The organism is Streptomyces sp. NPDC002513 (assembly GCF_053595355.1).
On record NZ_JBSFXK010000019.1, the window covers coordinates 87,787 to 97,410 of the forward strand.

Annotated in this window: 10 protein-coding genes; 5 read left to right on the forward strand and 5 right to left on the reverse strand. The window is 72.6% G+C overall.

The window, feature by feature from the left end; genetic code table 11:
- Window positions 1–47: 47 nt before the first annotated feature.
- Genes ACWD5Q_RS15725 through ACWD5Q_RS15740 form a run of 4 tightly spaced genes read left to right on the forward strand, consistent with a single transcriptional unit; the run spans window position 48 to window position 4,102 of the window.
- On the forward strand, window positions 48–806 hold the full coding sequence (locus ACWD5Q_RS15725; RefSeq protein ID WP_451427570.1) for a LytR/AlgR family response regulator transcription factor: 759 nt from the start codon (window positions 48–50) through the stop codon (window positions 804–806).
- An 8-nt stretch (window positions 807–814) separates the two neighbouring features.
- Window positions 815–1,171: a hypothetical protein gene (locus ACWD5Q_RS15730; RefSeq protein WP_451427543.1), complete on the forward strand. Its 357-nt coding sequence runs from the start codon at window positions 815–817 to the stop codon at window positions 1,169–1,171.
- A gap of 10 nt (window positions 1,172–1,181) precedes the next feature.
- Complete coding sequence (locus ACWD5Q_RS15735; RefSeq protein WP_451427544.1) at window positions 1,182–2,900, forward strand: sodium/solute symporter; 1,719 nt, start codon at window positions 1,182–1,184, stop codon at window positions 2,898–2,900.
- A complete protein-coding gene (locus tag ACWD5Q_RS15740) occupies window positions 2,897–4,102 on the forward strand; it encodes a sensor histidine kinase (protein WP_451427545.1) in 1,206 nt (401 codons plus the stop codon). The genes ACWD5Q_RS15735 and ACWD5Q_RS15740 overlap by 4 nt, the downstream gene beginning before the upstream one ends.
- A 3-nt stretch (window positions 4,103–4,105) precedes the next feature.
- Here the strand turns inward: ACWD5Q_RS15740 and ACWD5Q_RS15745 are convergent, their stop codons facing one another.
- The 5 genes from ACWD5Q_RS15745 to ACWD5Q_RS15765 all read right to left on the reverse strand — a co-directional run bounded on the left by ACWD5Q_RS15745 (window position 4,106) and on the right by ACWD5Q_RS15765 (window position 8,867).
- Window positions 4,106–4,264 carry a hypothetical protein gene (locus tag ACWD5Q_RS15745; RefSeq protein ID WP_361661175.1) on the reverse strand — a complete coding sequence of 53 codons (159 nt, stop codon included), beginning with the start codon at window positions 4,262–4,264 and terminating at the stop codon, window positions 4,106–4,108.
- A 209-nt stretch (window positions 4,265–4,473) separates the two neighbouring features.
- Window positions 4,474–5,433, reverse strand: a complete 960-nt coding sequence (locus tag ACWD5Q_RS15750) for a cytochrome c oxidase assembly protein (protein WP_451427546.1) — start codon at window positions 5,431–5,433, stop codon at window positions 4,474–4,476.
- A gap of 185 nt (window positions 5,434–5,618) precedes the next feature.
- Window positions 5,619–6,644: a 6-phosphofructokinase gene (locus ACWD5Q_RS15755; protein ID WP_451427547.1), complete on the reverse strand. Its 1,026-nt coding sequence runs from the start codon at window positions 6,642–6,644 to the stop codon at window positions 5,619–5,621.
- 235 nt (window positions 6,645–6,879) lie between these two features.
- Window positions 6,880–7,608 (reverse strand): type 1 glutamine amidotransferase, encoded by a 729-nt coding sequence (locus ACWD5Q_RS15760; protein ID WP_451427548.1) that lies wholly within the window; start codon window positions 7,606–7,608, stop codon window positions 6,880–6,882.
- A gap of 20 nt (window positions 7,609–7,628) precedes the next feature.
- Window positions 7,629–8,867 carry a MurT ligase domain-containing protein gene (locus ACWD5Q_RS15765; protein ID WP_451427549.1) on the reverse strand — a complete coding sequence of 413 codons (1,239 nt, stop codon included), beginning with the start codon at window positions 8,865–8,867 and terminating at the stop codon, window positions 7,629–7,631.
- A 142-nt stretch (window positions 8,868–9,009) separates the two neighbouring features.
- Between ACWD5Q_RS15765 and def the strand changes: the two genes are divergently transcribed.
- Window positions 9,010–9,546 (forward strand): peptide deformylase, encoded by a 537-nt coding sequence (gene def, locus ACWD5Q_RS15770; protein WP_451427550.1) that lies wholly within the window; start codon window positions 9,010–9,012, stop codon window positions 9,544–9,546.
- Window positions 9,547–9,624: the final 78 nt, after the last annotated feature.

Genomic DNA, 9,624 nt, shown 5'->3' on the forward strand with positions numbered 1-9,624 from the left:
TGCTCGCCCATGTCCAGGCGTCCCGAATGCTCCTACACTCCACGTTCATGCTGCGCGCCCTCGCCGTCGACGACGAACTCCCCTCGCTGGAGGAACTGCTCTATCTGCTGCACGCCGATCCGCGGATCGGCAGCGCGGAGGGCGCGGGCGACGCGACCGAGGCGCTGCGCCGTATCAACCGCGCCCTGGAGTGCGGACCCGACGGCCCCGACGCGATCGACGTCGTCTTCCTCGACATCCATATGCCGGGGCTCGACGGCCTGGAGATGGCCCGCCTGCTGACCGGCCTCGCCGCGCCGCCGCTCGTCGTGTTCGTCACCGCCCACGAGGGCTTCGCCGTGCATGCGTTCGACCTCAAGGCCGTCGACTACGTCCTCAAACCCGTGCGCCGCGAGCGGCTCGCGGAGGCGGTGCGCCGGGCCGCGCAGCTACGCCGGACCGCACCGCTGATCCCGGTCCACGAACCCGACCCGGACCACCTCCCGGTCGAGCTGGGCGGGGTGACACGGTTCGTTCCCGTCGAGCACATCACCCATGTCGAGGCCCAGGGCGACTACGCCCGTCTGCACACCCCGCAGGGCAGCCACCTCGTCCGCATCCCGCTGTCCGCCCTGGAGGAGCGCTGGCGCGGGCGCGGCTTCCTGCGCATCCACCGCCGCCACCTCGTCGCCCTGCGGCACATCGACGAACTCCGCCTCGACGCGGGCACGGTGAGCGTCCTCGTCGGCTCCGTCGAACTCCAGGTCAGCCGTCGGCACGCACGCGAGCTGCGGGACCTGCTGATGCGCCGGACCACGGGCCGGTGAGGAGCGGCATGCCCCAGGACCCCACCGAGCGCCGGGTCGTCGTCACCGGGCCGCCCCGGCACACCCGCCGCACCTTCGGCTACTACCGCCCGCGCACCGAGATCGACGAACAGACCACCCTCGGCCACACCTACGTCCGCACCCTGATGCGCAGTCAACTGCGCGCGGCCCTCACCGCGTTCTCGGTGCTCGTGCTCCTCGTCGGGCCACTGCCCCTGGTCTTCGCCGCCACCCGCAACAAGGGGCTGGAATGGGCCGTCCTCGGCTTCTGCCTCTACCCGCCGCTGGTCCTGCTCGCCCGCTGGTACGTGCGCCGCGCCGAGCGCAACGAGAAGGACCTCGTCCGTCTGGTCGAGGACCGCTGAGGCGCCGCCCGTGAACCAGAACTACGCCGTCCCCGCGGTCGCCCTGGTGGTCCTCGCGACCGTCCTCGTCGGCGCCTTCGGCCTGCGCGTCTCCCGCACCACCTCGGACTTCTACGTCGCCTCCCGCACCGTGGGCCCCCGCCTCAACGCCGCCGCGATCAGCGGCGAGTACCTCTCCGCCGCCTCCTTCCTGGGCATCGCCGGACTGGTCCTCGTCCAGGGTCCCGGCATGCTGTGGTACCCGGTCGGCTACACCGCGGGCTATCTCGTCCTGCTGCTGTTCGTGGCCGCCCCGCTGCGCCGCTCCGGCGCCTACACCCTGCCCGACTTCGCGGAGGCCCGGCTCGCCTCCCCGCAGGTGCGCCGCCTCGCCGGGGGATTCGTCGTCGGGGTCGGCTGGCTGTATCTGCTGCCCCAGCTCCAGGGCGCGGGGCTCACCCTGGCCGTGCTGACCGGCGCGCCCGAGCCGCTCGGCGGGGTCCTCGTCGCCGTGGTGGTGGTCGCGACGGTCGCCGCGGGCGGCATGCGCAGCATCACCTTCGTCCAGGCCTTCCAGTACTGGCTCAAGCTCACCGCCCTGCTCGTCCCCGCGCTGTTCCTGGCGGTGGCCTGGCAGGGCGACGGCGCCCCGCGCGCCGCGTTCGCGGAACCCCCGGCCTTCCGCGAGCAGCGGGTCGTCCGCGTCGACGACACCCTCGACCTCAGGCTGTCCCGCCCGCTCGCCGTCACCGCCACGGGCACCGTCGACGGCCGGCGCCACGAGGCACAGCGCGTGCACCTCACCCCCGGCGTCCACCGCATCGGGCACGGCACCCGGCTGACCTTCGACCGGGGCGATCGCGTCCCCGCCCCCGTCACCGACCGGGGCGGCGCCGGCGATCTCTCGGCCCCACCCGCCCCCGGCGGCGAGGAACGCCCGCTGTACGCCACGTACGGACTGATCGGCGCGACGTTCCTCGGCACCATGGGCCTGCCGCACGTCGTCGTCCGCTTCTACACCAGCCCGCACGGGGTCGCCGCACGCCGCACCACCGTCGCCGTACTCGCCCTGCTCGGCGCCTTCTACCTGCTGCCGCCCGTCTACGGCGCGCTGGGCCGGCTCTACGCCCCCGAACTCACCCTCACCGGGAACGCCGACGCGGCCGTCCTGCTGCTGCCCGGCCGGATGACCGGCGGTCTCGGCGGGGACCTGCTGGGCGCCCTGGTCGCGGGCGGGGCCTTCGCCGCGTTCCTGTCCACCGCGTCGGGCCTGACCATGGCGGTGGCCGGGGTCCTCACCCAGGACGTCCTGCCGACGCGGGGCGTCGGGCACTTCCGGCTCGGCACACTGCTGGCCATGGCGGTGCCGCTCGCGGCGAGCGTCCTGGTGGGCGGGCTGCCCGTGGCCGACGCGGTGGGTCTCGCGTTCGCCGTGTCCGCCTCCTCGTTCTGCCCGCTGCTCGTGCTGGGCATCTGGTGGCGACGGCTGACCCCGCCGGGCGCCGCGGCCGGGATGCTGGCCGGCGGCGGCTCGGCGTTCGTCGCGGTCGCGATGACCATGGCGGGCCACCCGGGCACCGGCACCCCGCACACCCTGCTCGCCTGGCCGGCGCTCTGGTCGGTGCCGCTGGGGTTTCTCACCATGGTGCTGGTGTCCCTGGCGACACCGGGCCGGGTGCCGGCCGGGACGGCCGCGATCCTGGCCCGGTTCCATCTGCCCGAGGAACTGCGCACGGAGGCGGAGGCATGAGCGGTTTCCTCGCGGGTCTGTGCGTGGCCGTGCTCCCGCTGCTCGCCGCCGGGTTCTGGCTCGGGCGGCGCACCGCGCGCCCCGAGACCCTCGGCGGGCTCGGCACGCCCGTCGAGCACGCCACCTTCCAGACCCTGTACACCGCCTCCCTGGCCGCCCCGCCCCTGCGCGCCGGGCTCACCGAGGAGACGGCCCGCAGGTCCGCGCGGCGGCTGCGCACCCTGCTCGGCACCGACGCCCTCTGCCTCACCGACCGGGAGTCCGTGCTGGCCTGGGACGGCGCGGGGGAGCACCACCGCGACGAGGTGCTCCAGCGGATCGGCGGCCCGCTGGAGAACGGTCGCGGTGAGGCCTTCCGGCTCCACTGCGACACCCCCGACTGCCCGCTGCGCTGGGCCGTCGTCGCCCCGCTCACCGTCGACGACCGGGTGCACGGAACGCTGGTGGCCTGCGCGCCCCGTGAGTCCGCGGTCCTCGTCCGGGCCGCCGGCGAGGTCGCCCGCTGGGTCTCCGTGCAACTGGAGCTGGCGGACCTCGACCGGTCCCGTACCCGGCTCATCGAGGCCGAGATCAAGGCGTTGCGCGCCCAGATCTCCCCGCACTTCATCTTCAACTCGCTCGCGGTGATCGCCTCGTTCGTGCGCACCGACCCCGAGCGTGCCCGGGAACTCCTGCTGGAGTTCGCCGACTTCACCCGCTACTCGTTCCGCCGGCACGGCGACTTCACCACGCTCGCCGACGAACTGCACGCCATCGACCAGTACCTGGCGCTCGTACGGGCCCGCTTCGGCGACCGGCTCTCGGTCACCCTGCAGATCGCCCCCGAGGTGCTGCCGGTCGCCCTGCCGTTCCTGTGTCTCCAGCCGCTCGTCGAGAACGCCGTCAAACACGGGCTGGAGGGCACCACCGACAAGCGCCGCATCGGCATCACCGCCCAGGACGCGGGCGCCGAGGCCGTGGTCGTCATCGAGGACGACGGCGCCGGAATGGACCCGGAGCTGCTGCGCCGCATCCTCGCCGGGGAGGCCGGACCCTCCGGCGGCATCGGCCTGTCCAACGTGGACGACCGGCTGCGCCAGGTCTACGGCGACGATCACGGGCTCGTCGTCGAGACCGCCCCGGGCGCGGGCATGAAGATCACCGCCCGGTTGCCGAAGTACCAGCCGGGAGTGCACTCGTCCCGGCGGCTGCCCCGGGAGTGAGCCTCAGGTGTCGCGGGTGAGGACCATGGCGAGAGTGATCAGGCCGAGCACGACCCAGCCGAACCACAGCCAGCCGCTGCCGCCGAGCGCCACCGTGTAGGCCGTCACCACCACGAGCCCACCGACGGTGAGCACCCCCATCGTCTTCGTGGAACCGGGCATCGCAACACCCTCCTCATGGTTCGGTTCTCCCCATGGTGCCCCGTTCTGCCTGCGAACGGTGCACACGACCACGCGGCTTCCCCGGACGCGGCTCGCCGCGGGCGGGGCGGGCCGCATCCCGCCCCGCCCGCCCCGCAGGGCACGTCGTGCCCGTACGACGCGGGGGGCGCGGCCCCTGCCCGGCCGGCCGGCGCGCGGTGTGACGGAACTCAGCGGCCGTGTGCGTTGAGTGAGGCCAGATAGGCGTTGTACGCCTCGAGTTCCTTGTCGCCGTCGCGGTCCGCGGCCCGGTCCTTCCGCTTGGCCTGCCGCTGTTCCGAGCCGTACCACTGGAACAGCAGCGCCAGGAGCACCAGCACGGAGGGGACCTCGCTGAACGCCCAGGCGATGCCCCCCGCCGAGGTCTGGTCCGCGAGGGCGTCGATGCCGAGTGAGGCGGGCGGGTGCCGGTAGGCGGCGACCATCGGCGTGGACGCCATCATCAGCGCGATGCCGAAGAACGCGTGGAACGGCATGCCCGCGAACAGCTCCAGCATCCGCATCAGGTAGCCGGGGCGGTGCGGGCCGGGGTCGACGCCCATGATCGGCCAGAAGAACACCACACCGACGGCGAGGAAGTGGACCATCATCGCGATGTGCCCGGCCCTGGACTGCATCAGGAAGTCGAAGAGCGGCGTGAAGTACAGCCCGTACAGGCTCGCGATGAACAGCGGGATGGTGAACGCCGGGTGGGTGATGATCCGCACGTAGCGGCTGTGCAGCAGCATCAGCAGCAGCTCGCGCGGACCCTTGCGGCCGCGGCCCGCGGTGGGCAGCGCGCGCAGCGCCAGCGTGATCGGGGCGCCGAGCAGCAGCAGGATCGGCGAGAGCATGCTGATCACCATGTGCTGCACCATGTGCACGCTGAACATGACCATGCCGTAGTCATTCAGCTTGGTGCACATGACCAGCATCACCGTCAGCACGCCGATGACGTACGACACGGTCCGGCCCACCGGCCACTTGTCCCCGCGCCGTGTGAGCCGGGCCACGCCCCACCCGTACAGCCCCAGCCCGACCAGGCAGGCGACGAGGAAGAACGGGTCGGCGGACCACTCCAGGCCCCTCCCCAGCGTGAACGGCGGCAGATCCATGGTCATGCCGTGCATGCCGTGCCCGCTGTGGTCCATCCGCCGGCTCCTGATTCGTGGGGGTTGTGCGCTGTCTGTCCGCACCAGAGTAGAACCGCCCCAGGTCGTCGCTGTGACCGGGGGCGGACTCCGCGATGGCGTACGCGATCAGTCCCGCACCGCACGAAACCGGTTCCCACGGGACCGGCCCTCGCCGGACCGGCTCCCATGAGACCGGCCCCGTACTACAGGACGCACTCGGCCTCGGCGTACCTTTCCTGCGGCACCGTCTTCAGCGTCTCGACCGCCTCCGCCAGCGGCACCATCAGGATGTCCGTGCCGCGCAGCGCGGTCATCTTCCCGAACTCGCCGCGGTGCGCCGCCTCCACGGCGTGCCAGCCGAAGCGGGTGGCGAGCACGCGGTCGTACGCCGTCGGCGTGCCGCCGCGCTGGACGTGCCCGAGGATCACCGGACGCGCCTCCTTGCCGAGCCGCTGCTCCAGCTCGATCGAGAGCTGGCGGGCGATGCCGGCGAAGCGCTCGTGGCCGTAGACGTCCTTGCCGCCCTCGTCGAACTCCATCGTGCCCGGCTTCGGCTTGGCGCCCTCGGCGGCCACCACGATCGCGAACCGCTTGCCGGCGTCGAACCGCTCGCCGACCCGGGCCGCCAACTCCTCGATGTCGAAGGGGCGTTCCGGCACGACGATCGCGTGGGCACCGGCGGCCATGCCGGAGTGCAGCGCGATCCAGCCGGTGTGGCGGCCCATGACCTCCACGATGAGCACGCGCTGATGGGACTCGGCGGTGGTCTTCAGCCGGTCCAGGGCCTCGGTCGCCACGCCCACGGCCGTGTCGAAGCCGAAGGTGACGTCCGTGACCGCGATGTCGTTGTCGATGGTCTTGGGCACGCCGACGATCGGCAGCCCGTTGTCGGACAGCAGCCGGGCCGCCTTGAGCGTGCCCTCACCGCCGATCGGGATGATCGCGTCGATCCCCAGTTCCTCGACATGGCCCCGGGCCCGCTCCACGCCGTCCCGCAGGTGCTCCGGCCGGACCCGGGAGGAGCCGAGGATGGTGCCGCCGCGAGCCAGGATGCCGCTCACCGCGTCGAGGTCGAGCTTGAGGTAGTCGCACTCCAGAAGGCCCTTCCAGCCGTCCCGGAAGCCGATGACCTCGTCGCCGTGGTCGGCGACGGCGCGGTGCACGACGGACCGGATGACGGCGTTCAGGCCGGGGCAGTCGCCGCCGGACGTGAGGACACCAATGCGCATAGCCCGAAACAACCTTCTCCGTGTGAGCCGGGTCCGGACCACATTGTCCGGCTCGATCCCCGCCACCCTACCGGCGGCGGGGGGCGGGGAAGCACCGTGCGTCCGCCTGCTGGACGCACCTGCTCACCTGTGCGGATGAGGCGTCAGACGGGCTGGTTACGCCTGGAGGACCGAGAGGTGTACGGGTCGCCGGGCGCGCGCCGCGGAACCGTTTCGGGAGCGCTTCGGCCGGGCTCTAGGCGGGCTGCTGCGCGGACGTGATCCGCTCGTTGCGCAGCGCCTCGTACCAGTGGTCGTCGACCGGCGGAAGGGCGTTGACGTCGAGCGCCAGCTTGAGCAGCAGGTCGGCGATCAGCGGGTTGCGCGCGAGCACGGGACCGTGCATGTACGTGCCGAAGACCGTCCCGTTGTACGCGCCCTCCGTGCCGTCACCCGTGCCATTGCCGTTGCCGAGCCGCACCTGTGCCAACGGGCGGGCGTTCGGGCCGACGTGTGTGACGCCCTGGTGGTTCTCGAAGCCGGTGAGCTGGGGCAGGCCGAGCCGCGGGTCGATGTCCGCGAGGACGTCGCCGACGTTCCGGTCGCCCTCGCCGCGCACCGAGACCACGTCCAGCAGGCCGAGGCCCGGCTCGCGCTGCCCGAGGTCGTTGATGAACTCGTGGCCGAGGATCTGGTAGCCGGCGCAGACGGAGAACACGATCGCGCCGTTCTCCACGGCCCGGTACAGATTGCCGTCACGGCGCAGCCGCTCGGCCGCGAGCCGCTGCGGACGGTCCTCACCGCCGCCGATCAGGTAGATGTCGCCGGACGTGGGGATCGGCTGGTCGCTGCGTACGTCGAGCCGGGCCACGTCGAGGCCGCGCTGGCGGGCCCGGCGCTCCACCACGAGCGCGTTGCCCTGGTCGCCGTAGGTGCTCAGCAGGTCCGGGTAGATCCACACCAGGCGCAGACTGTTGTCACTCATTCGATGATCGTCCTTCGTGGTCAGTTGCCGACGCGGCGGCGCAGGTCCTGGAACGCGGTGTAGTTCGCGATGACCTCGATCCGGCCCGGCGGAGCGAGCTGGACGGCCTGGTCGAGGTCGTCGCAGACCTGGAAGGACTGGTTGGCGACTTCCAGGCGTACGGCGAGGTCCAGCCTCCGGTCGCCGAGGACGAAGATCGGGTGCCCGGTGAGCCGCGTGTAGTCGACGTCCCACAGCCAGGACGTGTCGGTGCCGTCCGCGCCGCGCGCGTTCACCGAGAGGACCACCGGGGTCGGCGGCGGGTCGATCAGCGAGAACGTCTCCAGCCAGCCGGCCGGGTTCTTCGCGAGCAGCAGACGCAGGTCACGGCCCTGGAACTGGACGACGTCGTAGCGTCCGGCCACCGCCTGCACCTGGTACATGCGCTCCAGCGCGACCTGCGGGGGCACGCCGAAGACGGCGGCGACGGCGGCCGAGCTGGTGGCGTTGGCCTTGTTGGCGCGGCCCGGCAGCTGGAGGTGGATCGGCCAGGCGGAGCCGCGCGGGTCGAGAACGTGGTCACCCGAGAGCACCCAGGACGGGGTCGGCCGGCGGAAGCCGCACTCGCCGCAGAACCAGTCGTCGCCGGGACGCTGCATCACACCGCCGCAGGACGGGCAGGACCAGGCGTCGTCCTTCCACATCTGGCCGGCTGCGACCCAGATCACGTTCGGCGACGACGAGGCGGCCCACACCACCAGCGGGTCGTCGGCGTTGGCGACGACCACGGCCTTGGAGCCGGCCAGGCCCTCACGCCAGTTCTCGGCGAGCATCCGGGTCTCGGCGGCGCGGTCGAGCTGGTCGCGCGAGAGGTTGAGCAGCGCGATGCACTTCGGGTCGGTGTCCCGGGCGACCCCGGCGAGGTACTTCTCGTCGACCTCGATGACACCGAACTTGGCGTCCGAGCCGCCGGCCAGCGCCGAGGTGATGCCGGCGGGCATGTTGGCGCCGAGCGCGTTGGAGACGACCGGGCCCGCGGCGCGCAGCGCCTCCGCGATCAGCCGGGTGGTGGTCGTCTTGCCGTTGGTCGCCGAGACCAGGACGACGTCCAGGTGCTGGGCGAGCCGGGCGAGCAGATCGGGGTCGAGTTTGAGCGCCACTCGGCCGCCGATCACCGATCCGCTGCCGCGCCCCGCGGCGCGCGATGCCGCAGCGACCGCCTTGCCTGCGGTCACGGCCAGCTTGGCCCGCGGCGTCAGCGGGTCCGAGTTGCCTGCCATCAGTTCTCGATCCTCCTTGCGTACGGCGCCGCGCCCAGTCCCGGCAACGTGTGAACCTCAGCCTATCGAGATCCGTTCACGCCCCCGAACCGTGGCACCACCCCGGCGCCCACGCGGCCCTGACGACCGTACCCTTGCCGCCATGCGACACCGTTCCCTTCCGGGCGCCCGAGGGCACGTCCGGCCCCTCACCCTGCTCGGCGACCCCGTGCTGCGCACCCCGGGCGCGGAGGTCACCGACTTCGGCCCCGAACTGGCCCGGCTCGTCGAGGACATGTTCGCCACCATGTACGCCGCGCGGGGCGTGGGTCTGGCGGCGAACCAGATCGGCGAAGCGCTGCGGGTGTTCGTGTACGACTGCCCGGACGACGAGGAGGTGCGCCATCTGGGGCATGTGGTGAACCCACGGCTCGTCGAGGTGGATGGTGTGGTGCTGCGCGGACCGGAAGGGTGTCTGTCCCTGCCGGGCCTGGAGGCGGGCACGGAGCGGTACGACCGCGCGGTCGTCGAGGGCCGTACGGTGGACGGCGAGCCGGTGCGGGTGGAGGGGACGGGCTGGTTCGCGCGGTGCCTGCAGCACGAGTGCGACCACCTCGACGGGGGGCTGTACGTGGACCGGCTCGGCGGCTGGCGGCAGCGCAAGGCCCTGTGGCAATGGCGGCGCAGGGCGCCCCGCTAGGAGCGCGCCCGCGACATTCCTCGGCGTCGCGGGACACCCTGCGGCATCCCACGGCTCCCGCCGTGCCGGCGTGACCGG